Source organism: Saccharothrix sp. ST-888 (assembly GCF_000955975.1).
Classification (GTDB): domain Bacteria; phylum Actinomycetota; class Actinomycetes; order Streptomycetales; family Streptomycetaceae; genus Kitasatospora.
Genome location: NZ_JYJF01000096.1, coordinates 1 through 23,115 on the forward strand (window position 1 = coordinate 1; position 23,115 = coordinate 23,115).

At 75.5% G+C, this 23,115-nt stretch carries 15 protein-coding genes; 1 reads left to right on the forward strand and 14 read right to left on the reverse strand.

Going from position 1 to position 23,115, the window contains the following annotated elements; genetic code table 11:
* On the forward strand, positions 1–196 hold a 196-nt coding region (locus UK12_RS41630), incomplete at its 5' end, for a hypothetical protein (protein ID WP_045305427.1).
* Positions 197–260: 64 nt separating this feature from the next.
* Here the strand turns inward: UK12_RS41630 and UK12_RS25195 are convergent.
* The 14 genes from UK12_RS25195 to UK12_RS36920 all read right to left on the reverse strand — a co-directional run bounded on the left by UK12_RS25195 (position 261) and on the right by UK12_RS36920 (position 23,063).
* On the reverse strand, positions 261–2,525 hold the full coding sequence (locus tag UK12_RS25195) for a hypothetical protein (RefSeq protein ID WP_045305428.1): 2,265 nt from the start codon (positions 2,523–2,525) through the stop codon (positions 261–263).
* An 86-nt stretch (positions 2,526–2,611) separates the two neighbouring features.
* Positions 2,612–4,780, reverse strand: coding sequence for an ATP-binding protein (locus tag UK12_RS25200; protein WP_045305429.1), 2,169 nt, complete (start codon positions 4,778–4,780; stop codon positions 2,612–2,614).
* Positions 4,777–5,454, reverse strand: a complete 678-nt coding sequence (locus tag UK12_RS25205; protein ID WP_052682148.1) for a DUF4255 domain-containing protein — start codon at positions 5,452–5,454, stop codon at positions 4,777–4,779. The genes UK12_RS25200 and UK12_RS25205 overlap by 4 nt, the downstream gene beginning before the upstream one ends.
* A 48-nt stretch (positions 5,455–5,502) precedes the next feature.
* Complete coding sequence (locus UK12_RS25210) at positions 5,503–9,306, reverse strand: beta-propeller fold lactonase family protein (RefSeq protein WP_156178922.1); 3,804 nt, start codon at positions 9,304–9,306, stop codon at positions 5,503–5,505.
* A complete protein-coding gene (locus tag UK12_RS25215; protein WP_045305431.1) occupies positions 9,303–12,587 on the reverse strand; it encodes a putative baseplate assembly protein in 3,285 nt (1,094 codons plus the stop codon). Before UK12_RS25215 ends, UK12_RS25210 begins: the two co-directional genes overlap by 4 nt.
* An 18-nt stretch (positions 12,588–12,605) precedes the next feature.
* Positions 12,606–13,121 carry a phage tail protein gene (locus tag UK12_RS25220; RefSeq protein ID WP_045305432.1) on the reverse strand — a complete coding sequence of 172 codons (516 nt, stop codon included), beginning with the start codon at positions 13,119–13,121 and terminating at the stop codon, positions 12,606–12,608.
* A gap of 10 nt (positions 13,122–13,131) precedes the next feature.
* Entirely contained in the window at positions 13,132–15,267 is a 2,136-nt protein-coding gene (locus tag UK12_RS25225; protein ID WP_045305433.1) for a hypothetical protein, read from the reverse strand.
* 4 nt (positions 15,268–15,271) lie between these two features.
* On the reverse strand, positions 15,272–15,715 hold the full coding sequence (locus UK12_RS25230; protein WP_231591382.1) for a GPW/gp25 family protein: 444 nt from the start codon (positions 15,713–15,715) through the stop codon (positions 15,272–15,274).
* 48 nt (positions 15,716–15,763) lie between these two features.
* Complete coding sequence (locus UK12_RS25235) at positions 15,764–17,569, reverse strand: VgrG-related protein (protein WP_045305434.1); 1,806 nt, start codon at positions 17,567–17,569, stop codon at positions 15,764–15,766.
* Positions 17,566–18,288, reverse strand: coding sequence for a CIS tube protein (locus tag UK12_RS25240; RefSeq protein WP_045305435.1), 723 nt, complete (start codon positions 18,286–18,288; stop codon positions 17,566–17,568). The genes UK12_RS25235 and UK12_RS25240 overlap by 4 nt, the downstream gene beginning before the upstream one ends.
* Before the next feature lie 81 nt (positions 18,289–18,369).
* The gene (locus UK12_RS25245; protein WP_045305436.1) at positions 18,370–18,801 is read right to left on the reverse strand and encodes a phage tail protein; all 432 of its coding nucleotides are present in this window, start codon (positions 18,799–18,801) and stop codon (positions 18,370–18,372) included.
* A 2,002-nt stretch (positions 18,802–20,803) separates the two neighbouring features.
* Positions 20,804–20,962, reverse strand: coding sequence for a DUF6760 family protein (locus UK12_RS41635; protein WP_197085159.1), 159 nt, complete (start codon positions 20,960–20,962; stop codon positions 20,804–20,806).
* Positions 20,959–21,369 (reverse strand): hypothetical protein, encoded by a 411-nt coding sequence (locus UK12_RS25250; RefSeq protein WP_197085160.1) that lies wholly within the window; start codon positions 21,367–21,369, stop codon positions 20,959–20,961. Before UK12_RS25250 ends, UK12_RS41635 begins: the two co-directional genes overlap by 4 nt.
* Before the next feature lie 137 nt (positions 21,370–21,506).
* On the reverse strand, positions 21,507–23,063 hold the full coding sequence (locus UK12_RS36920) for a hypothetical protein (protein WP_052682149.1): 1,557 nt from the start codon (positions 23,061–23,063) through the stop codon (positions 21,507–21,509).
* Between the last annotated feature and the right edge of the window lie 52 nt (positions 23,064–23,115).

The following is a 23,115-nucleotide window of genomic DNA, read 5'->3' on the forward strand; positions in this document are numbered from 1 at the left end:
GAACCGCGCGAGGTACGCCAGGACACGGCAGGGGACCGAGGTCGTCGTCGACGGGGGCCCGCTCGACCTGGTCTTCACTCCGGTGCTCCCGGCGAGCAACGCCTCCGGTGCCACGGACCGCGTGACCGAGTACCGGGGCACCGCGACGGTCAGCTGCCTCCGGGTCCGCCCGTTGACGGCCGGGCCGGCCGTCTGAGCCCCGGGTGTCCTGCCCGCAGGTCGGCGGGCAGGACACCCGGGGGCGGACTCAGCTCCCGGGCTCAGCTCCCGGACTCGGTGGCCCACACGAAGTCGTAGCGCTGCTCCTGTCCCCCGACGTGTACGCGGTGGTCCCGGTCCCTGGTCTGCACGGTGAAGTGCGCTCCGGGCAGGAGCAGCACCTCCTTCTCGTCGGGCTCCCGGGAGAAGTAGGCGATGTCCCGTCCGCTGTGGCCGCAGAGCTGCAGGCAGTAGAGGACCCGGCGGCCCCCGGCGGGCGGATGCTGGAGCGGGAGGAACTTCTCGGCGTCCTTCCGGCCCCGGCTGGTGCTGGTGAAGCCGCTGAACGTGATCCGCTTCCGGGGCCACAGCTCCCAACCCGCCCGGTACACCACCCCGTTGACCGGGGGAAGCCGGTCGAGGGCTTCGACGAGCAGGTCGGCGTGGGTCTTGGACTCGGCGCGCAGGGTGTCCGCGAGGGCGTGCATCCGTGTCCGCACGTCGCGCAGGCGGACCGCGCGCTCCTCGTCGGTGAGGCCCGGCGCCCGGTAGTGGCCGATCAGTGTCTGCAGCTCGGGGTCGCGCCAGCCGGCGTACGGGACTTCGGTGACCTCGCCCTTGGCGAGCAGGGAGATCATCTCGTCGATCAGCCGGTGGACGCCGATCCCGGCGAGGCCCCCGGGGGTGGCAAGGACCCGGTTGATCAGCTGGTGGTTGTCCCCGGTGTACTCCGCCAGCGCGAGCAGGTGCGCGAGGCCCAAGTCCCGCCCGAGCCGCTGCCGTTCGGCGTCGGCCTCCTCGGCCGTGCGGCCCTGCGCGACCAGCCACCCGGTGAGGTCGACGTCCGGACGGCTCCTGAGCAGGGCCCGCCGGGTGCGGCGCGCGGTGTGCACCGTACGGCCGGACACGGTGACGAACCCGCCGTACCGGGGCTCGGCCTGCGCCTTCTCCTCGTACAGTGCGGCGTACGGCAGCTCGGGCAGTGCGGCGGTGGGCAGCAGACCCCTGGTGAAGGTGTCGAAGTCCCGGTACATCCGGGGCACGTCCGTGGAGGAGGCCGGCAGGCCCGCCAGGCTCGGCAGACCTGCAGCCTGCGCGCCGCGCAGGATCTCGTAGAGCGAGTGGTCGCGCCCGGTGAGCATCCACGCGGCGACGGCGAGCAGGAACTCCCGCTCCGAGCGCTGCCGTCCGCCTCCCGGTACGGCCCGCAGCCAGCGGAAGGCGCTGAGCATCCGGGTGGTGGTGCCCGAGACGCCCGCCACCAGGGGCGCGCCGCGCTCGTGGTGCTTGCGGTACCAGCTGTCCGTGCCGTCCATGGCGAAGAGCGCCTGCCCCGGGGCCCAGGGCAGGGGGAACTCCGGTCCCTGTTCGCCGGGGCGGACCATCGCCGCCCAGATGGCCTCGGGGGTGACCTCGTGCTCCGCCTGTTCCAGCCGGTCCCCTTCGAACCGGAGTCCGTGGACCAGCAGGGGGGCGGTGCTGTGCCGGGCGTGGGCGCGCTCGGCCTCGCTCAGCGGCACCCCGAGGTCGCCGTGGTCGCGCAGGGTGCGCTTGCCGGGGCCGGTCTGCGGGTCGGGCCGTTCGGTTCTGCCGCGCTGGCTGCGGCCCATCGACCGGGTGGTCCCCACGCCGTGCTGGAGGGTCAGGTTCCCCAGGGCGAAGATGTCCTCCGCGAACAGCCGCCGCACCTCGTGCGGGAGGTTCCCGAGGACACTGCGGGTGCCGCCGGTCAGATAGTCCCGCTGGGCGCTCAGGGCTTCGGTGTCGAGGCCGAGTTCGCGGGCGCGGTGCAGGTCCCCGTCGAGGACGATGCGGTGCAGCAGGGTCTTCAGCGACACCTCCCGGTCGTCGGCGGGCCGCTCGGGCTGGGGTCCGTACTTGTAGTAGGCGGCGTTGTAGAAGGCGGTGACCAGCTCCCGGACGGTGGCGGTCGAGCCGGGTTCGGTCCAGGTCAGCAACCGGTCCACCGGGTCCCCCGCCGTCCCCACCTGGCCGGCGCTGGCCGGGTCGTCCTGGAGGAAGGCGCCCGCCGCCCGCACCGGGGTGAACTCCCGGCTCAGCACCTCGTGCAGCCGCAGCACCGCCGTCCGGGCGGCGCGGTGGACCTCGGGTGCGGCGGCCAGTGCCGCGCCGAGCCGCTGCTCGTACAGTTCGGCCGCCTGGTGCCAGCCCGGCGACGCCAGCAGGCGGCGGTGGCCGAACGGCGTGCCCGTGGCCTGCCGTCCGGCGGCGCCGAGCCTGCGGGCGGTCGCCGCGTTGCCGGCCTGCTGCTGCAGCGCCTTCAGCCGTTCCGCCAGGACCGCGTCCGCCGCCGGCGGCTGCGGCACCGGGCCGCCGGGGTGCGGTGCGGGTCCGGCCTCCGCCGCCGGTGCCGGGCCGGGCCCGTGGCGGGGGTCAGGACCGTGGCCGGGGCTCACCGCCGCATCGCCGCGGGGAACCGGGTCTCGTCCAGGTAGCGCCCGAGCTTGGCGTACTCCTCGCGGACGGCGGCCAGCAGGTCGGCCACGGCCAGCGGCCGGCCGCAGTCGGCGGCGCGGTAGGCGGCGGTGACGGCGCAGCAGCGGATCGCCCCGCCGGGCAGGTCGAAGGCGGCCGCCAGCGCCCCCAGCGCGGCCTGGTCGAGATCGTCGGCCCGGGGTACGGCGGGGCCCAGGCAGCGGTCCCACAGGACCTGGCGCTGGGCTTCGTCGGGGGCGGGGAAGTGCACCACGAGGTCGAGGCGGCGCAGGAACGCCGGGTCGATGTTGGCGGGCATGTTGGTGGTGAGCAGGGCGAGGCCGTCGAAGGACTCCAGGCGCTGGAGGAGGTAGGAGGTCCCGGTGTTGGCGTAGCGGTCGTGGGCGTCCTGGGTGGCCGTGCGCCGGCCGAAGACGGCGTCGGCCTCGTCGAAGAGGAGCACCGCGTTGACGGCGTCGGCCTCGGTGAAGATGCGTTCGAGGTGCTTCTCGGTCTCCCCGATGTACTTGTCGACGACCGTGGCGAGGTCGACGACGTACAGGTCGAGGCCGAGGTCGGCGGCCACGACTTCGGCGGCGAGGGTCTTGCCGGTCCCGGAGCCGCCGCTGAACAGGGCGCTGACGCCGCGTCCGCGCCCGCCGCCGGGCCGCATCCGCCACTGGCCGAGCACCCGGTCGCGGTGCCGGACCCGGCGGACCAGGTCGCGCAGCTGCTCGTACGGCCGCTCGGGCAGGACCAGGTCGGGCCAGCCCACGGCGGGTCGGACCGGCCGGGCGAGGCGGCCGAGGGCGCTGCCGTTCCAGGCGCGGGCCGCGGCCTGGACGGCCGCCGCGTCGACCGGAGTGCCGTGCGCGGCGGCCTGTCGGCAGGCCGCCGCGGCGACGGCCCGGATGCGGTGGGGGCCGAGCCGGTACCGGGCGCCGACGGCGGCGGCCTGCTCCGTCGCCGCGGTCGGCCCGGTGCGGGCGTGGAGTTCGTGCCGCCACAGGGCGGCGCGCTCGGGGTCCGTCAGGGGCGGGCAGTCGGCCAGTACGGGGGGCTCGGCCGTCCAGCGGGCGTCCCACGGCTGCCGCCCGGTGAGGACGACGGGGATCGGCAGGCCGGTGAGCGGCGCCAGCAGGTCGCGCACACGCCGGCTGTCGGGCAGGTCGACCGGCCCGGCGAGCAGTCCGCAGCCGCGCAGCCGGGCTTCGAGGACGGCCGCGCGGACCGGACCGCCCGGGTGCGCCTCGTGGTCGAGGGCGGTGAGGTCGAGGCGGAGCACGGGCCGGCCGAGTGCCTCCAGCGCTGCCTCGGCGACGGTGCCGGCCGCGTCGCCGGGGCTCTCGCGCAGGTGGACCAGCCGGTGGCGGGTCAGCAGCCGGGTGAGGTGCCGCGCGGTCCTGGCTGCGGGGCCGTCGCCCAGCGGCGGGACGGGCGACAGCAGGGTCACGGCGGAGCGCAGCGCGGCGGGCAGGCTGTCGTGGCCCAGCAGGTGCGCGGTGACCCGGTCGGGCACCCGCAGCGCCCGGGTCAGGTACGGGCGTGAGGTGTCGCCGGTCTCCAGGAGTCCGCCCGCGCGCAGGGGTGCGTCGGCGGCGAAGGCCCGGCGCGCGGCTGCGGAGGCGCTCGGCACACCGCAGAGGGCGAGCGCGAGGCCGGTGGTGGCGTGCCGGCAGGTGATGTCGTCGTTGAGGTACCCGTAGCAGCGTTCGAACCTGGCGTCGGCGTCGGGGGCGAGCGCTATCAGCAGGATGTCGAGGTCGAGCGGGGCCAGGCAGAACTCCTCGGCGAGGCGGCGCAGCGGCGGGGCGGCGCCGACGGCCGCGGCCGCGTCCTCCTGGGCGCGCAGCGCTGCGGCGAGGCGGTCCTCGGCGGGGTCGGGGGGCAGGGGTCCGGCGGGTGCGTCCAGCAGGTGCGGGGCCAGGTCGTCGGAGATGTAGAGCCCCTGGAACGGGTCGAGGGCGGCCTCGGGGAGGTCCGGGAGACCGGCTGCCGCAGCGTCGCCGGTGCGGCGGGCGATCGCGCGGCGCACCCTGGTCTCGACCAGGGCCAGCCGGGCGAGCAGCCAGTGGGCGGCGGTCGGGCCGGCTGCCCCGGATCCGCCGGGCGCGCCGGGGCGTGCGGTGGCGGCGGAGGCGGTCACCGGGCGCCCTCCCCGGTTTCGGAGCCGGGCAGCGGGACGGTGCGGCGGGTCCAGCGGGGTGTGCCCGTACGGGCGAACTCCACGTTCTCGTCGCCGATGACCGGCGGACTGGTCACCCAGTGGCGGTAGCTCTGCGGGAGGGACGACGGCAGCGGCACGGTGACGGTCACGTTCAGGGCGGGGACGAGGGTGTGGCCGACCGCGCTCCACAGTTCGGTCAGCGCGCGGTCCTCGGCCGGGGGGTGGCCCACGTCGAGCAGTGCCGCCGGCTCGGGCTCGGCCGGCCCCTCGGGGAGCGGGACGGCCAACTCCCGGCTCCGGGCGAAGCCGACGAGGAGTTCGCCGAGCATCCGGTGGGCGCCGAGGGCGTCCGGTGCCCAGGCGGTGACCAGGTAGGACAGCCGGGCGTACCGGGGCGGGTCGTGCTGCGCGGTCTTCCGCTGCGCCCCGGGGACGCCCGGGACCGGGCCGTACTGGTAGACGGTGCCGGTCTGCCGGAGGTCCAGGTCCTCGCGGATGTCGTACAGGTAGATGCCCACCGCCTCGGAGCCGGCGGTCTCACCGTGCCCGGTGTCGCGTCCGGGGGGCTGGAAGGTGACGGGGAACCCCGGCGGCGGCCACGCCAGGTCCTGCCGTACGCGTAACTCCAGTGCGTGGTCGACCAGTTCGATCATCTGTGTTCCTCTGTCCGCGCCGGTTGATTGGGAGGGCAAGGGGGCGGGTCAGGACGCGCCCGGCACCCGGACCACCTGCTGCGGGTCGAGGCCCAGTGGCGTCCCGCCCAGGTGCGCGAGCTCGGTGGTGTCGACCACCGCCACGGCCGCACCGGCCTCGTCCGCGACGTACAGCAGGTGCTGCGTCGGGTGCGGCGCGGCTCCGGCGAGCGCGGTGCCGGCCGGCACGGTGAACCGGGCGGTTCCCGTCCGGGTGTCGAGCACCACGAGCGCCCCGCTGTTCTCGCAGGTCACGAAGAGCCGGGCGCCGTCCGCCGAGACTGCCGGCCACTGCGGTGCGATGAGCCTCGGATCCCGCCAGGTGGCGACGACGGCGGGCGCGCCCAGCGTCAGTTCGCCGAAGCCGTCGGCGGTGAGGTACAGCGCGCTGCGGCCGTCCGGCCGGAAGGCCAGACCCGGGCGGGCGCCCAGGCCCGGGGTGCCGCCGACGAGTCGGGGCCGGGCGGGGTCGGCGAGGTCCAGCACCCGGACGGTGCCGTCGTCCCCGCCGAGGAAGGCGTAGCCGCCCCGGGGGTGGACGGCGATGCTCCGGGTGCCGGCGGGGAGTTCGAGGCCGGGGCCTGGCAGGGGCTCGGGCCGGGTGGGGTCGTCGGTGAGCTCCAGGACGCGGAGCCGGCAGCTGTCGCCGGACCGGGTGAGCAGGTAGAGGTGGCCGGCCGTCTCCGGCCGGTCCGGCGGTCCCGGGCGGATCGCCAGGCCCTCGACGGCGGGGAGCGGCAGCTCCCCGGTGCCGGTCACCGAAGGGCGGTCCGCCTGCCCGGTGCCGAGCACCCACAGGGCTCCGGCGCCGCCGTCCCCGCTACCGCCGACGTACCCCCACGGCTGCCGGGGGTGGAGGGCGATGCCGGTGGGCCGGGCTCCCCCGGTGAGCGCCGCCGCCGCGCCACCGTCGGCGGGACGGTCGGCTGCGGACAGGTCCACGGCGTGCACGGCCGGGACGGGACCGCCGGCGTCCACCGCGTAGGCGTGTGTTCCGGCCGGGTGTACGGCTACCGCGCACAGGGCCGTGCCGAGGCTCGGGCCCGGTCCGCTCCGCTCGGGCCCGAGGTCCGCGTCCAGGGGGACGGCGTCGAGGCCGGTGTCCCGCACGAGGTAGGCGCAGGGGGTGCGGGGGTGGACCGCGACGGCCAGCGGGCTGCCGGTCGAGGTGACGCGCGTCGGCGTCGCGGTCCGTTCGGGTACCCGGCCGAGGACGGAGATGCTGTGGTCGCCGTGGTTGGCGACATAGGCGCTGACGCCGCTCGGACCGCTCGCCACGCCCATCGGGTCCTCGCCCACCTCGACCGAGGTCACGGCGTGGTCGTCGAGGCGGACGCACCGGACGGACCCGGCGGCCCGGTCGGTGGCGTAGGCGTAAACGCCGTCCGCGGTGACGGCCACGTCCCACGGCCGGGAGTGGCCCGGTTCGCCGACCGGGACGGCGGTCACCTCGGATCCGAGCACCGTGACCGTGCCGCCGAGGTTGGCGATGCAGAGGGTGCCCTCCCCGGAGACCGCCGCCGAGTACGGGACGGCAGCCGTCTCCAGGGGCAGGGTCTCGGCCGCCTGCACGCCGAGCCGTGACTCGTCGAGGGTGAGCACGGCCAGGCACGCGTCGCGGGGGGCGGTGGCCGATGTCGAGCCCTGGTTGACCACGCACAGGGTCCGGTCGTCCCGGCACACCAGCCCGCCGGGCCTGGCGGTTCCCGCCGCGGGCGGCACGGGGACGGCCTGCAGCTCGGCTCCCCCCGCTGCCAGCCGCATGCCGTACACGGTGCCCCACGCCGTCTCCCCCGCCCAGGACTCCGGGTCGACCGCGTAGAGGAACTGCCCGTCCGGGGAGAGCGCTAGCCCGGCGTGGACGGCGGACTGGTTGCGCCTGACGGTGATGGTCCGCCGGTGCGCGGCCGGTTCGGCGGCGACGTCGAACTCCTCGACCGTTCCGGTGTCCTCGGCGGCGTTGGAGACGTAGAGGGTGCCGCCGTCCTGGGAGAGGGCCAGGCCGTAGGGCTGTTTCATCGCCCTGGGGCTCTTTGCGACGACCGCGTGGCAGGTCCACCGGCCCGCGTCGCAGTCGAGGACCGAGACCGTCCCGTTCTGGTAGTTGGCGACGTACAGCCGCTGTTCGTCGGGGAGGCGCAGGGCCATCTCGTGCGGACCCGACAGCCGGCCCGTCTGCGCGTCGATGGCGCCCTGCCGTACCCACTGAGCCGGCCCGGTCCTGCGGAGCACGACGATCTGTCCGCCCGGCTGTCCTTCCTCGGCGGTGCCGAAGTCGGCGACGTACAGCGTCCTGCCGTCCCTGGACAGTGCGGCACCGACGGGCTTCTGACACTGCACCACCTCCTGGCCGATGGTGTGGACACCCCCGCGCGGGTCGACGATGGACACCGTCGCGGTGGCGGAGTCGGCGGTCACCGCGTACCGGCTGTCGGGGGTGACGGCCAGTCCGTGCGGACGGGCGCCCGGTGCCAGGGCGACCGCGCCGACCCGGACCTCGCCGCCGCCTTCGAGTACCTGCCCCGGGGCGGGTCGGAGGACGAGGAGCTCGTCCGAGTCCGGGCTGGTCGCGCAGGCGAACCCGAGGTCAGGAGCGATGGCGACGTCCCACGGCCGGCGCCCGGGCCCGAGCTCGATCGGGCTGCCCGGGCCGGGGTGGTCGAGGTCCAGCACCGCGAGGCGCTCCGCCGCGGTGTCGGCGGCATAGCCCCACCGGCCGTCGGGGGACACGGCGGCGTGGGCGGGCCGCGATCCCGCTCCCGTCTCGATCGCACCCGCCCGGTACGGGGCGGCACGTACGGTGACCAGTTCCCCGGCGGCCTGGTCGGTGACGTACGCGTAGCGGCCGTCGGGGCCGAAGACCACCCCGCAGGGCAGGGTCCCGACCGGGAGGTCGGTGCGGTCGAGGGTGTCCGGGTCGATGGCGGTGAGGGTGCCCGTGGTCTGGCTGAGGACATGGATCAGCCCGCCGTCGGGGGCGAAGGCCACGGCGAGCGGATGCGGGCCGGTCGCCACGGTGACGGGGGTGCCGATCCGCCCGGTCTCCGGGTGCAGGGCGGCGATCGAGACCGACGCCGAGCCGTAGTTCGCCACGCAGAGGCGGTCGCCGGCCGGGCTCACCGCGATCGCGCGGGGTTCGGCTCCGACGGCGACGGGATCGCCCACGGGCACGCCGCCGTCCAGGTCGAGCACCGTCACGCACCCGGCCGTGCCGTCACCCCGGCCCACGACGTACCCGAACCGCCCGTCGGGTGCCACGGCGACCGCCCGCGTGAGGCCGGCCACGGGGACGATCGCGGTCACGGCCGGCGGGCCCGGCCGGCCCAGGTCGACCACCGACACCGTCGCGTCACTCTCGTTGACCACGCAGACCCGCCGGGCCCGGCCGGCCGGAGCCGCCGCCAGCGCGCCCGGGCCGGCCCCGACCTCCAGCACGACGGGCTGCTGCCCCTCCCGGTCGAACAGCAGGACCTGGCCGCCTGCCCAGTCGGCCACGCAGACCCGGTCGTCGACGAGCCCGGCGACCACCGCGCAGGGGCCGGTCCCGGCGGGCACGGTGCGCAGCACCGCGGGTTCGTCGGCGGCCAGGTCCAGCACGGAGAGCGTGCCGGCGCCGGGATCGACGGTGTAGGCCCGGGTGCCGTCCGTACCGACGGCCACGGCACGCGGGGTGCCCGGGACGGCCGTGAGCTGCGCCTCGGGCCGCTCCGGTGCACCGAGGTCCAGTACGGCCAGGCTGTCCGAGCCCCAGTCCGCGGCGAGCAGCCGGGGTTTCCCGGCCGCACCACGGCTGCTCACACCAGGGCTGCTCATGAGGGCACCTCCGCAACGGTGACACGGTGTTCGACGGAGTACACGGTCTCGCCGGGACCGCAGTCGACCCGGGCGACGGGCTCCGCCGCCGAGCCGGTGCGCGGGTCGACCGGGATCAGCCGCGCGTCGGCGACCCGGGCCACGCCCGGCACCTGTTCCAGCACCCGGAACGCCTCTCCGGCGTGCACCGGGCGCCCCAGCGGCCAGCCCGTTCCCTGCGGGCCGCCGCCGACGGGACTGAAGTACCGGTACAGGGCGCGTTCCGCGGCGGCGCCGAGGGCCGCGCGTTCGGAGGCCGTCCGGTAGTCGGCGGGCACGATCCGGGCCTCGATGCGGATGCCCCGGTAGCCGGGCTGTTCCAGCCACACCGGCACCCCGGTGGGCTGGCAGACCCGCAGCGCACGCCGCAGTGTGTCGCAGGCGTCGCGGCCGGGCGTCAGCATGTGGAACGGGAACCAGCCGCGCTCGTCGGCCGTGACGAACGGGACGACCATCAGCCGTACGCCGGCCTGGGTGCTGCCACCGCTGGTGTCGGTGTAGCCGTCCTTGCCGTCCTGCGAGACGGAGGTGTTGCGCACGCCCACGATGCCCTCGTCCGGCGTCCGCAGGCGGCAGATGTCGCCCGGGGCGAGGCCGTTGCCCGCCGCGCCGAGCGTGACCCGGTACGGGCCGTCCACGGTGACGGTGGTGCCCGGTGGGGGAACCGCGCCGTACTGCCGGGTGCCCGAGGGGCCGCCCGTCACCTTGGGCCCGAAGTGGACCTGGCCCGTACTCGCGTTCACCACCACGTGCTCGTCGTCGGCGCCGGAGTCGGCGAACGAGGTGACGGTCCGCCAGTCGTCGGTGCCGACGCGGACCGCCGGGAGCGGCCCGTACACCGGGGAGTCCAGCAGCGAGAAGACCTGGCCGGGCTCGCCCGTGGAGGTGAACTGCCGGTGGTCCCGGGGGTGTTCCTCGAACTGTTCGGCGGGGACCTCCGCAGTGGTCCCGGAGTCGGCGTAGACCGTGTACCGCGTGTCGGGAGTGTTCCGGGGGTCGAGGATCTGGACGGCGATCCAGCACGCGGCCGGGTCGACCGGAAAGCCGTCGCCCCGGCCGGCGACGGCGTCCTGCGCCGTCCTGGCGGGTTCACCGCGGTCGAGGGCGGCCCGCCACCGTGCGGACTCGCCCAGCCGGACGGGGTGGGCCAGGACGCTCACCGACTGCCCGCCGTCGCCGGCCGCCACCGTGATCTGCCGGGCGGCCCCGGCTGCGTACGCGTGCGGGGCAGCGGTGTCCCACCACGGCGTTCCGCTCCTCGGCGCGAACACCGACACCGCGATCCGGTCCGTCGGCTGCCGTTCCCCGTCGGCCCGCACCCAGAGCGTCAGATTGCGCGGGTCGTGCGGCTCTCTGATCTCCACCAGGGCCAGCACCAGCCTGCCGTTCTCCTTGAAGGGACCGGAGAACTGTCCGATCCGGTAGTCCCCCGCGACGAACATCCCGGTGGCGGCGGTGATTTGGGGATCGAGGCGGAGCACCGCCGCGCCCGCGGCCTGCGGCGGCACCCGGACGGCTTCCTCCAGAGTCGTGAAGACCTTCCGCCCGTCCGCCGTGGTGACCTGCGTCCCCGCGGGCACCTGCGGTGCGTCCGCCGCCAGGGTGAACCGGACCGTCGTCCTCGCGGCCTGCCAGGGCAGGTAGTTGCGCGCCGGGTCGAGCGTGTCCTCGGGCACCTCACGGATGTGGTGGATGCGGGCCATGCCCGCCGAGGCGGCCAGGGCGAGCTGTTCGTAGTCGCCGGGGACGACCGCCCGTTCGGGCACCGGGGAGCCCAGGGGCAGGCGCGTCGCGCAGGCGGCGGCGCTCTCCCGCTCGGTGCCGCCGACGGCGGGCGCGGGGTTGGTCACGGCGGAGATGTAGGGCAGCGGGGTGCGGAGCACGGTGATGGTGCGGGCGGGCACGTTGCCCTGGGCGCCGCCGCCGGTCAGATAGCGCCGGGCCCGGACGACCGCTCCCGCCGGCAGCGGCGCTCCGTGCCGTCGCGGCCCCCCGGCCCCGGCCACCACGGGGGCGAAGACCGCCTCTCCGGTGCGCGGATCCAGCGTGAAGTGCCGGTCGCCGGGCCCCGATCCGGCGAGTGAGGCGACGTGGGTCCACCGCTCGGTGCGCCCGCCGAGGGTGGCCTCGACGACGAGCGGGTCGGTGCTCCGCGGCATCGGCGGACGGGCGAAGCGCAGGCGCTCGCCCGGGGTGCCGGCCGCGGTGCCGAGGGTCTCGTCCTGGACGAGCCGGGCCTGGACGACCGGGACGGGGACGGTGAGCACCGGGTTGAGCGCGACCCCGGTCAGCGGGCTCTGGCCCGGATCGGCGCGGTAGCGGATCAGGCCCACGTCCCGCAACCGCTGGGGAGAGCCGTCCTCCCCTCCGGCCCCCTGCCGGAGCAGGAGTTGGGCGGGTGCGTGGGCCGGGGGGAGGTCCAGGGTGACCCGGCCCGGACCGGTCGGTCCGGGCACGGTGTCCGAGACGACCCGGCAGCCGGTCCAGTGCGTCCCCTGCCAGGCCTCCCACCGGCCCCGGACGCCCTCGCTCCCGCCGGGAGGGGTGCCGGCGGCACCCAGCCGGAGGTCGAGGGTCACCCGGGTGCCGGGGACCGGCACCGAGAGGACGACCAGGGCGTAGCGGAGGTCATCGGGCCCTGGGGTCACCGGGCCGAGGCCCTCCGGGGTGTCGCCCGGAAGCGGGAAGTCCCCGAAGTACGGGAGGTTGAGGTGGAAGGACGGCCCGGCGAAGGCCGGCCCGCCCGGCTGGACGGGCCGGTCCGCCTCGGAGCCGAGCTCGGTCAGCGTGCCCTCCAGCACGCCGCTGCCCGTGCGCTGCTGGGTGAAGTTCCCGGCGGCGACCAGGACGCAGGGGTTGAGCACCGCGTCCGTCAGCGTGCTGAAGACGACCGGTTCGCCCTCCCCCACCGGCCGGGTGGCCACCTCCAGGCCGGCCGGGACCACCACCGGCTCGGGCGAGGGCGCGGCGAGCCGGAAGAGCACCTCGGTCTGCGCGGGCGCGGGCTGGTACGGCCGTACGCCCAGCATCCGCAGCACCTGCAGGCGGCGCTGGTCGGCGGCCAGGTTGAGCCGGTCGCGCAGCGCCGCCACCATGTCGGCGCAGGTCTCGATCAGGCCCCGGCCCGGGTCCGTCCGGTCCTGGCCGGTCCAGGTCCGCACGCCCTGGCGGACGGCTGCGACGGCGGTGGCGACCACCTCGTCGCGGGTGCGCCCGTCGTACTCGGGCGTCGGCAGACTCATCTCCGCGGTGACCTCTCGTCAGGGGCGCTGGTTGACCGTGACCTTGAAGGGGAGATGGGCGGGGCAGTGCGCTCGCACCAGGCGGGTGAGCCGGTGTTCGAGGGCCTGCCGGTCCTCTCCCTGCCGGGTGGTCAGGGTGACGGTGAGCATCCGGCCGGCCCGGGGCGGCCGGCCGGCCCCGGTGAAGACGTCGCCGGGGTCGTCGACGTGCAGGTCCCAGCCGTGGATCTCCCTGGCCTCCAGCAGGAGTCCGTACGGCGTCCCGCGGTGGGCGGCCAGCCGGGGCGCCAGGTCGACGGCCTTGCGCCGCTGGACTTCCGTCCAGCCGGGCTCGACCCGGGCGCCGGTGATCCGGATCAGCCAGTCCAGGAAGGCGGGCGGCGCGCGCCAGGGGTCGAGCACCGCGTCCAGCGAGTCGATCCGCTCCTCGGCCGGAGCCATGGCCGCGCCGATCGCGGCGGCGAACGCCAGCGCGACCGGGTCGTTCTGGTAGACGGCCGGCAGGGCGAGCGGACGTACGGGGGACGGGTCCATGGCGGTCCTCTCAGTCCTCGGCGGGGGCGATGGTGACGGCGACGGTGTCGAGCAGGACCAGGCCGCCGTCCGAGACCTCGACGGAGGCCACGGGCCGGGTGCCGTCGCCGAGCGTGAGACCGACCTCGGTCGTACCGCGGACCTCCGGCACCGGTTCCAGCGCGGTCAGCACGTCGCCCGCGTGGACCTGGCGCCCCCACGGCCAGCCCCGGCCGTCCGGCCCTCCGACCGTGGGGTGGAAGAAGCGGCGCAGGGCCAGCTCCGCCGCCGCCCTGGTGCGCTCGCTGTCCGCCGCCGTACTGCTCCAGGGCCGGACGGTGGCCGTGACCCCGAAGTGGTGGTAGCGGGGCGCCCCGAGGTACAGCCGCTCGCCCAGCAGCCGGGAGGCCCCGACGACGTCCCGCACCCGGGCCAGCAGGTCGGCGGGGAGGCCGGGCTCGTCGAAGGCCGCGAGGTCCGCGTCCACCCGGGGCACCAGCAGGACGTGCAGGAGGGCGTCCTCGCGCCGCCAGAGGGCGGGTTCGGTCCTCGGTCCCTTCACGAAGAAGAAGACACCGTCGAGGGCGGCCACCGCGTCCGGGGATTCCTGGCACTGCGGGGACAGGCCCGGGAACGCCTCCGAGATCAGGGACTTGACCCCCCGGCTGCCCTCCCGGGGCAGGAACGCCCGGTCGCCGTAGGTGTAGGCGCGGTGGTGGAAGACCTCGCCCTTGAAGAAGAACAGCTCGTAGGCGTCGGCCGCATCGGGGTCGGCCAGCACGGCGACCTCGTCGAGGTCCGAGCAGAACACCTCCGGCAGGCCCGGGAACTCCTCCCGGATGCTCCGCACGGGCGGGCCGCCGTCCCAGAGGCATCGGTCCTCGAAGAACCACAGCGCGGGCCCGTGTTCGACCGGGCGGATCACCGCGTCCAGGCGGTTCGCGTCCGCCACCGGCCCGGGCACGGCCACCTCGTCGCGGGGTGCCGCCGGCGCCGTCCGGCCGTCCGGATCCGGCCGCTCCAGCGGCAGCGGCCGGGCGGTGATGGTCCCGCCGTCGTCGTAGTAGTAGTGCACGGCCCGCTCCGGGTCCCGGGCGGCGACGGCGCAGGCGAGGACGGAGCCCGGGCGCGGTGGCACCTCGAACGCGGCCGGGACGCGCGAGTCGGTGGGCCGGGTCAGGGCCGTCACCCGCACCCGGGCGAGTCCTTCGACGTGCTCCTCGATGATCTGCTCGTGGTCGGCGGCCGTGACCGCGCGCCGCAGCGGCGCCAGGCCGAGACCGGCCCGGTCCAGCGCCTGCCGCCAGTCCTCCTCGTCCGCCGCGGGGGCGATCACGCGGTGGACGACGGCGTCCAGCCCGGACGGCGATGCGACCGACAGCGGTGTGCCGGCCGGCAGGCTGCCCCGCCGGCCGCGGTGGACCGCGTACTCCGCGCTGATCCGCGCGCCCTGCGGCGGGACCGCGCCGTGCTGCCGGTCACCGCCCTCGGTGGGCACCAGCGGCCCGAAGACGACCTCGCAGGAGGCGTCGTCCCACCAGTGCACCGGGTCGGCGGGCCCGGCCTCGGCGAAGGTCGGGACCCGCCGCCAGACGCTCGCCCCGACGCGGACCGTGACCGGTGGGCCGAACGGCGGGTCCGGGACGGGCGTGCCGGGGCCCCAGGGGCGGCGGGCCGTCGCGAAGCGCCCACCGGGGAGGCCGTCGGAGGTGCCCAACACCTCGGCGACCGGCACGAGTTGCTCGACGGCCTCCACCGTCCCGGCCGACTGCCCGGCGGCCAGCGTCAGCGGCGCGGTGGTCCGCAGGACCACCGGCTCCTCGCCCTCCGTACTCACCTCGGTGCCCGCCGGGATCTCCCGGGAGCCGGTCGAGGCATCGCTCCGCGACAGCGCGACCACGACCCGGGCGGGAGACGCGGGGAGCGGCGCGATGCCCATCAGCCGCAGCAGGGCATTGCGCTGACGATCCGTCATCCTGTCTACCCGGTAGAGCAGTTGGTCGATCCGCTCGGCACAGGCTTCCAGCAGGGTGACGCCGGGGTCGGAGACGTTGTGGTCGGTCCACTCCGGCACGCGCTGCGGCAGGACGCGCTTCGCGGCGTCCACGAGCGGCTGGAAGCGCAGGTCGTCCAGGTCGGGGACCGGCACCTCGGACGACTCGGCCATCGGGTCACTCATCCGGGGAGCCGCCGGGCGCGGGGGCCGTGGCCGGGGAGCCGGGCAGGGTGTAGAAGGGGAAGACGAGATTGCGGGGTTCGTTGGTGACCCGCAGCCGGTAGCGGATGTCGACGTAGAGCACGCCGACATCCACGGCGTCCGTGCTGAACAGCAGGTCGTCGATCTCGATCCGCGGCTCCCACCGGTCGAGGGCCTGCCGCACCTCCACGTCGGCGCGGGCGACGGTGGTGGCGTCGAGTGAGTCGAAGACCAGCCGGTGGATGCCACAGCCGAACTCCGGGCGCATCCCGCGCTCACCGGGTGAGGTGGACAGGATGATGCGGATCGCCTGCTCCACGTCGTCGCTGCCGCGCGCGAGGCCCACCCGGCCGGTGCCGGTGATGACGGCGGGGAAGGCCCACCCCGCGCCGATGATGTCCACGATCGTCCCCTCCACGGAATTCCGTCGCCAAGAGCGGGCGTCGGCTGCTCAGTTGATGTCCACTCAGTTGATGTCCACGGTGTCGCCGGTGACGGTGGTGCGCCGTCCGTTGAGCCGGAGCTCACCGGTGCTCTCCACGGTGACGCTGGCGCCCTCCAGCCTGAGCTCCCCGCCGCCGCTGCCGGCCGCGGAGATGGTGACCCTGCCGGCCTTCAGGACCAGGCTGCCCGCCTCGCCCGCGTCGATGGTGAGGGTGCCGTCGCCGCGGCCGTCGAGCGAGACGCGCACGGTCCGCTCGCCCTCCCCCGCCGCGAAGGCGATGGTGGTGTCCTTCCGGTCCAGGTGGGCGGTGAGCCTGCCGTCACCCGTCACCAGCCGCACGCCCTGCGGGCCGTCGGTGGCGCTGAGCAGCTCCAGCCGGTCGCCCGAACGGGAGGCCAGCGAGCGCCGGTTGGCCCGGCCGGTGTCGGCGTCGACGAGCGGCAGGCCGTGGTCGGTGGGCGCGTCGATGCCGTTGTAGAGGCCGCCGAGGACGTACGGCCGGTCCAGGCGTCCGTACTCGAAGCCGACCAGCACCTCGTCCCCGGCCTCCGGGGCGAAGACACCGCCTCCCCCGGCCCCGCCCCACTGGACGGTACGGACCCAGTCGGTCACGTAGTCCGGGGAGAGCCACGGCAGGCGCAGCCGGACCGCACCGCGCTGGCCCTGGCCCGGTTCCTTGGTGTCCGTGACGACGCCCACCGCGACGCCGGGACCGGACAGCGGCGGCGGGTAGGGCGCGACGGGCGGGGGCAGCGGCCGGACCCAGACCCGGGTGCGGTAACCCTCCTCCCCGTCGAAGGTGTGCCGGCAGGCGGTGGCGGTGTACCTTCCGGCGAAGGGCTCGCCCACCCCGCCCAGCGCGATCGGCACCCCGGCCCGCAGCTCGGGCGTGCCCCCGACCTCCGCGGACAGCTCCGCCATCGCGGCGGCCGTCTCGGCCGCCAGCGCGCGGGCCTCGGCATCCACCTGCCCGGCGGCGGTGCAGGACCGGCCGCTGACCAGCAGTCGGGGCGGCGGGCCCGCGAACGCCCGACCGAGCTGCGCGGGCGTGACCCCCAGGCGCAGCCGTTCGCCGTCGCCGGCACCGGCCTTGGCGGACAGCGCGGCCTTGCCCTCGGGGTCCCAGCCCCGGACCTCCACCTCGGTGGCCTGCCCCTCGCAGGACACGGCGGCCCGCAGCGCCAGCAGGTTCACCCCGTACTCCAGTACGAACGGGCTGCGGTCCGCCCCCGTGCCGGGCCCGGGCGCGCCGCTCGCGGCGGCGAGGCGGCCCATGTGCAGGGTGCTCCCCTCGATCGCCAGACACAGTCCGCGCTGGTCGGCGAGGTGCTTCAGCAGCTCCCAGTCGGTCAGGTTGGGCTGGGCGAGGTGCTCGATCCGGGTGCGCTCCGCCTCGATCCGGCCGGTCTTCAGACCGTGCCGGGCCGCAGCCCGCTCGGCGACCTCGGCGACCGTGGCGTCGACGTAGGCGGCCACCTGCCGCCCCCGCATGAGCCGGTGGCCCCGGTCCATGGCCCGCACCGTCGTGAAGGTGCCGTCGGTGCCCACCTCGGTCTCCAGGCCGGTGACCTCACCGTCGAAGATCTCGGTCCTGACCCGGCGCCGGGCGGCGGCCACCGACACGGTCAACGGCACCCCGACCGCGATTCCGGCGGCGGCCAGCAGGCGGTGTTCCGGGTCGCGGAACCGCAGGCAGGCGCGGGCCGGCAGGCCGACCGCGGTGTCGACGGCAGCCTCGACGAGCCGTTCGGCCCACTGCTCCGGCAGGGCGGAGCCGCCCTCGCCGAAGGCGATCACCGGCTCCGCCGCGTACGGGCGCTCCGTCACCGGGCACCTCCCGCAGGCCGCTCCTGAAGCACCGGCAGCACCAGCACCGTGCCCGGCGGCACCCGGGCCGGGTCGTCGATGTCGTTGGCCCGGGCGATCGCCCGCCACCTGGTCGGATCGCCGTACGCCTGCCAGGCCAGCCCCGCCAGGGTGTCGCCCGCGACCACGAGGTGCGTGCCCGTCGGCCCGTCACCGCCCGACGTCGGGTTCTGCCGGGGCGTCGACCCGCCCACCTCCTCCAGGGAGACGGTGCAGGTCGCGCGCAGCGGCGTCCCGTCGTGTCCGAACCGCGAGTACACCGCGTCGACCTGGGTCACCAGCGCGAGGAACGAGGTCGTCCGGGAGCGGCCCCACTCCAGTCGCACCCAGGGTGCGGAGGCGGGTTTGGCCGTGCTGCTCGGCCCGGTCGGGGCACAGCAGTCGAGCAGTGTCTCGACCTGGTCCTGCACGCTCGAACGGAAGTCCCCGGCGTCCAGGAACACCTCCAGCGTCATCGTCCGCGGCTGCGCCCCCAGGAACTGCGCGCGGGCCGCCTCCCCGTTGGACGGCGCCCTGCTGCGGTCCCAGCGGGCCTGTTTGCCGACCTGGAGGCGGTCCGGGTTGAAGTGCAGCCGGACACGGCCCCGTTCGGGCCCAGGGGCGTTGCCGGTGCCCGTCGGCGGATCGTGGATCACGAGGGCGGCCCGTACCGGCGCGCCCCCCAACAGCTCGGACAGCATGAGGTCCTCTCAGACGGTTCCGGGACGGCGGCCCGGTCGGACGGTGACTGCTTAGGCGGCGATCCCCCAGACGGTGATCCCTCAGACGGTGATCCCCAGGAAGCCGTTGTGGGCGATCTCCAAGGTCTCCCGGGCCGGCTGGGACTGCTCCACGTCGAACGTCGGCCCGCTCCACCGCACCGGCAGGACGCCGTCGAGCAGCCACCGCACCAGGGGCCGCCGGTCCGGACCGAGCGCGACGAGCTGCCCCGGGAGGCGCATCGGCTCGCGCACCTGCTGCTGGAGCCAGGCCCAGATCAGCACGGTCTGCTGGGACAGCGGCCGGGTGAGCACGACGTTCGTGTAGCGCAGCCGGGTCGGCAGGTGCCAGACGTGCCCGTTCATGCCGCCCTCGACGCGCTCCTCGACCTCCATGGCACAGCCCAGCCCGTCGCAGGACGTGAACGAGCCCAGGGCGTGCATGCCGATGGAGAGCTGGAAGTGGGAGCTGACGGCGAACGGCTGGTCCAGCATGTGCGAGCACTCCGTCGGGTCGGTCGGGTTGGTCGGTTCGGTTGGGCCGGTCGAGTTCGTCTGGCCGGGTTGGTCTGGCCGGTCGGGTCGGTCGGGTCGGGAGACCTGATCGGGTCTCCCGGGCGTCGTCCGGACCGTCACCGGGGAGCGGACGCGCCCCGGTCGGCTTCCGGTGGCGGCTGCGGTGCCCGACGCGCGCGCCGTGACAGCCCGAGGGCCGGGAGCACGGCTTCGGCCAGCAGGTCGGCATGGCGCCGTGCGACCTCCCGGGCAACTGCCGCGGCATCCGGCGCGTCCGGCGCTCGCGGTGCGTCCGGGTTCCCCGTACCGACGCTCCGGGTGACGGATTCGCCGACGTCGTACCGCCCGGGTGCGGAGGCGGCGAGGCCGGCGGACCACGGCGTAGGCGGTGGCGAGCCGGGGCGGGTGGTGGCCTGACCTGCGGGCTGCGGGGCGAAGGGCCTGGCGGTACCGGGCACTTGCCGCATCGGCCGCCCGATACCGAGCCTGCGCGGATCCGGGACGCCCGGTCGCCCGGCCTCCGCCGTACGGGCGGAGGCCGGGTCCTGGGCGCCGCCGGACGGTTCGGGCCAAGGCAGTTGGGGGCCATCAGGCCGGGGTCCATCTGGAGAGAGCCGGATCGGCCCGCTCCAGGAGGGCGGCCCCAGGGGTGCTTCCGGCAGTCGGCCCGTCCCGTCCGCAGGAGGGCCGGACCAGGGTTGGGACGGCGGGCCCGGGGGCCATCCGACGCCCGTGGACACCGAGCCGTACGGGTCCTGGAGCAGCGGGATGCCGGGAACGTCCGGGCCACCGGCCCCGGCGCGAGAGCGACCGGCGCCACTGCCAATCCCGGGGAACGGCATGGCCTGCACACCGCTCGCCGGACCCATCGGGTCCAGATGGCCCGACTGAGGCGCCGTGCCGGAGACGGGTGCCGCGCCCGAGCCCATCCCACCGACCGGACCGGGATCAACTCCGCTGCTGGATAAGGGCCTTGGGATCGACCCGAGGCCGGGACCGGCCGCGAAGCCGGGTGAGGCGCCAGCCCCGGGGTCAGACTCCTGCCCGACCCGAGCGACGGGCCCTGCGGACGTGCCGGACGGCCAGGCCCCGTCCACCGCTGCGCGGCCGGGAGGAGCCGAGCGGTGGCCGTACGCCGGGTCCGGCAGAACGCCGTCCGGGAACGAATGCGGCAACTGCACTGCTACCGAAGGACTTTGAGGCAGACCAGCCGCCACTCCCCCCGGCGACAGGTACCGCCCACCGTCCTGAACCGGACCGAACGAGGCCGGGGCCAGGGCCGGAGAGCCCGTCACCCGTTCGCGCGGGCGCGCCGTCCGCACCGCCGTGCCGACGGAAAGCGGCGAGGCGGCTCCCCACTGCCGACCTGTCAGCGGTACACCCTCGGCCCCGCCCTTCGGGAACACCCCCGACTGGACGGCACTCCCCCGGGGGGCCTCCTCCACCCGCCCGCCCAGAGCGTTCACCACCGACCGCAGGGCACCACGCCATCGTGCGTTGCCAGTGCCAGTGCCAGTGCCAGTGCCCGTCCCGGTGCCGGATCCGGCGCGGGCCGGGGAGAGGGCCGGGGCGTCTGCCCCGGCCGTCCCCGACGACCGCAGTGCGTCCGCGTCCGCAGCTACTCCGGCAGCCGACGTCCGGTGACGCGCGAACGGCAGAGCAGACGGCGCGGGCCAGGCCCACCCCGCGCCGAACGTCGACCGTTCCCCGCCCGACGACACGCCGAACAGCGCTCCACGGTCGGCCACCGGCACCCCCCGGGGCAGCACGCGCCCGGCGATCGTGACGGCCGGGGCCGGGCGCCAGGCCGCCAGGTCCTGCCGGAAGGCGGCGAGCCCGCCGGCGGGCAGGGCCGGCAGCCGTACCAGCCCGGTCGGCGCCACCGTGCGCCAGTCCGCACCCGGCCCGGCCGCGCGGGCCTCGGGAGCAGCCGGCGGCGTACGGCGTCGCCACCAGCTCACCTTCACCGCGTTCACCCCGCTCACCGACCCTCGGCGAGCGCGGTGTTGATCCTGGCTATCTCACGCACCCACGCGCGCCGCTCGCCGTGCGGCAGGGTGAGGATGTCCCTGTACGCCCAGTGGAAGTGGTAGGCGATGTAGGCGGTCTCCTCCCGGAGTTGGCGCGCGGGGTGCGTCATGCTTCCCCCAGGCGGCCGCCGGCGGCCGGACCGGGCACGGCGAAGCTGGTCCCGCAGGAGGGGCAGGCGACTGCGCCGTACCCGGTGTCCAGGCCGTTGATGCGCCGGTAGAAGTCCTGGAGGTGGGCGAGGTCCGTGGCGAAGAGCTGTTCCACCACGCCCGCGTGGATGTCGGTCACGGCCCCCAGACGGGTGATGACCAGGCTGAGCAGGACGACCCCCAGGTAGGCGGGGTTCTCCCTGACCCGCTGGTCGATCAGGGGGGAGAGCTCGTCCCTGGCCGTGGCGAGCCGCATGGTTCCCCGACGGTGGACGGTGCCTTGGGCGTCCACATAGCCGTGGGGCAGTTCGAAGTCGTACTCGGTGCGAAGCCGGGGTCCGTGCTCGTGAGATCCGTTCTCGGACATGGTGGGGCGCATCCTCCATCGGGCATCCGACATCGGGCATCGGGCATGCGACATCCGGCCGTATGGCCGTATGGCCGTCCGGCCCCGGCTCCCGCTGCGGGCACGGGAGCCGGGGATGGTCGTTCGGCGGGCGGCGGTCAGCTGACGTTCTGCTGGAGGAGGAGGCTCACCGCGGTGTCCGCGACCCACACCCGCACCGAGAACCCTCCGGTCCGGTCACCGGCCGTCAGGACGGGGGACGTGGCCGAGCCGTCGGCTTCGCTGGGCACCGTGGCGGTGTCCACTCCGCCGGGGAAGGTGGCCGGCTCCGCTCCCTTGATCTTGAAGGTGACCTCGGCGCCTTCGACGGGATTGCCGAGTTCGTCCACCACGAGGACCTTCATCGGGTCGTCGAAGGACTTCCCCGCGGGCACGGTCTGTCCCGCTCCCGAGACATAGCGGACGTGGTCCGCCGTGCCCGGCTTCGCGGTCACGACCAGGCGGGAGAAGGAGGCGACGGCGTCGGTCTCGGTCCAGCGGGCGGTGACGACGCAGGGGCCCTCCTTGAGCGTCTTGAGCAGGGAGCTGGTCGCCACGCCGAGCTGCTCGCCGTCCGTCCCGGTGTAGCGGGTCTCGGACGGCTTGCCGTTCTCGAAGACCGCGGAACCGCCCTCCACGGAGAACTTGATCTTCTGCCCGGCCAGCGGCGCGCCGTCCAGCTGCATCGCCTTGACCGTGAGCGGCTCGGCGAACCGCCCGCCGACCACCGCCGTCTGGCCGTCCCCGGACTCCACGGCGAGCCGGTGCCGGGACACCCGCCGCAGGGCCCGCTCCCCGGAGAGGGCGACCCACAACTGGCTGTCCCCGGAGACGGCGACGCCCGAGGGGCGGGACCCCGGTCCGGTGGGGATCGTGGCCGCCCTGCTCTGTCCCGGCAGGACGTAGCCGATCGCGTCTCCCGAGGCGCCGGCGAACCAGAGCGTGCCGTCCGCGGTCGCCACCAGGCGGTGGGCCGGATACGGGGTGTCGATGCGCGTGAGCCGCCCTTCGGCGACGGTGTACTTGAAGATCACGTTGTCGGGGGTGGCCGCCCACACCACGTCACCGGCCGGGGTGATCGCCACATCCCGGGGCTCGGTACCGATGTTGACGGGGGAGGCGAAGACGCCGGTGTGCGCGTCGTAGCCGACCAGCGACCTGCCGCCCGGGGAGCTCAGCCAGTAGCTGGTCGGCTCCCGCTCCGCGACCGCGATCCCGTACAGCCCCGGCTCGTAGACCCTGGAGGTGGAGATGCCGCTCCCGGATTCGAAGAAGGCCAGCGATCCCCAGTCGATCAGCGGCGCGACGATGCGGGTCTCACCTCCCGGCCCCTGGGCCAGCGCCAGCGACCGGCAGTCCGACCTGCCGTTCAGGGTGTGCATCTGGTACGTGCCGTCGGGGGTGCACCGGACGAAGCCGGAGTCGCTCTGCCCGACGACGAAGGTCCACACGCCGTGGCCCGGCCAGGCGACGACGGAGTCCGACCGGCCCGCCAGACCCGTGTTCCGGGTGAAGACGGTACTGCTCCACGGGCTGCGCGGCTCGAACACGCCGACGTTGCCCTCGGCTGTCACGAACCACACGTTCTGGTCGTCGCCGTTCCACGTCAGACCGACGGCGGCGGTGTCGATCGGGAACTTGTCGGTGTCACTGGTGGGCGGGATTGCGGGCGGCATACGGGTTTCTCCCTCCGGAGGAGCGGAACTGACCGGGCGAGGCGGCGACTTG

Coding starts and splice junctions, on each gene's coding strand:
- UK12_RS25205 (WP_052682148.1), bottom strand. CDS start 5,454: ATGATCGAACTGGTCGACCACGCACTGGAGTTACGCGTACGGCAGGAC.
- UK12_RS25210 (WP_156178922.1), bottom strand. CDS start 9,306: ATGAGCAGCCCTGGTGTGAGCAGCCGTGGTGCGGCCGGGAAACCCCGG.
- UK12_RS25215 (WP_045305431.1), bottom strand. CDS start 12,587: ATGAGTCTGCCGACGCCCGAGTACGACGGGCGCACCCGCGACGAGGTG.
- UK12_RS25220 (WP_045305432.1), bottom strand. CDS start 13,121: ATGGACCCGTCCCCCGTACGTCCGCTCGCCCTGCCGGCCGTCTACCAG.
- UK12_RS25225 (WP_045305433.1), bottom strand. CDS start 15,267: ATGGCCGAGTCGTCCGAGGTGCCGGTCCCCGACCTGGACGACCTGCGC.
- UK12_RS25240 (WP_045305435.1), bottom strand. CDS start 18,288: ATGCTGTCCGAGCTGTTGGGGGGCGCGCCGGTACGGGCCGCCCTCGTG.
- UK12_RS25245 (WP_045305436.1), bottom strand. CDS start 18,801: ATGCTGGACCAGCCGTTCGCCGTCAGCTCCCACTTCCAGCTCTCCATC.
- UK12_RS41635 (WP_197085159.1), bottom strand. CDS start 20,962: ATGACGCACCCCGCGCGCCAACTCCGGGAGGAGACCGCCTACATCGCC.
- UK12_RS25250 (WP_197085160.1), bottom strand. CDS start 21,369: ATGTCCGAGAACGGATCTCACGAGCACGGACCCCGGCTTCGCACCGAG.
- UK12_RS36920 (WP_052682149.1), bottom strand. CDS start 23,063: ATGCCGCCCGCAATCCCGCCCACCAGTGACACCGACAAGTTCCCGATC.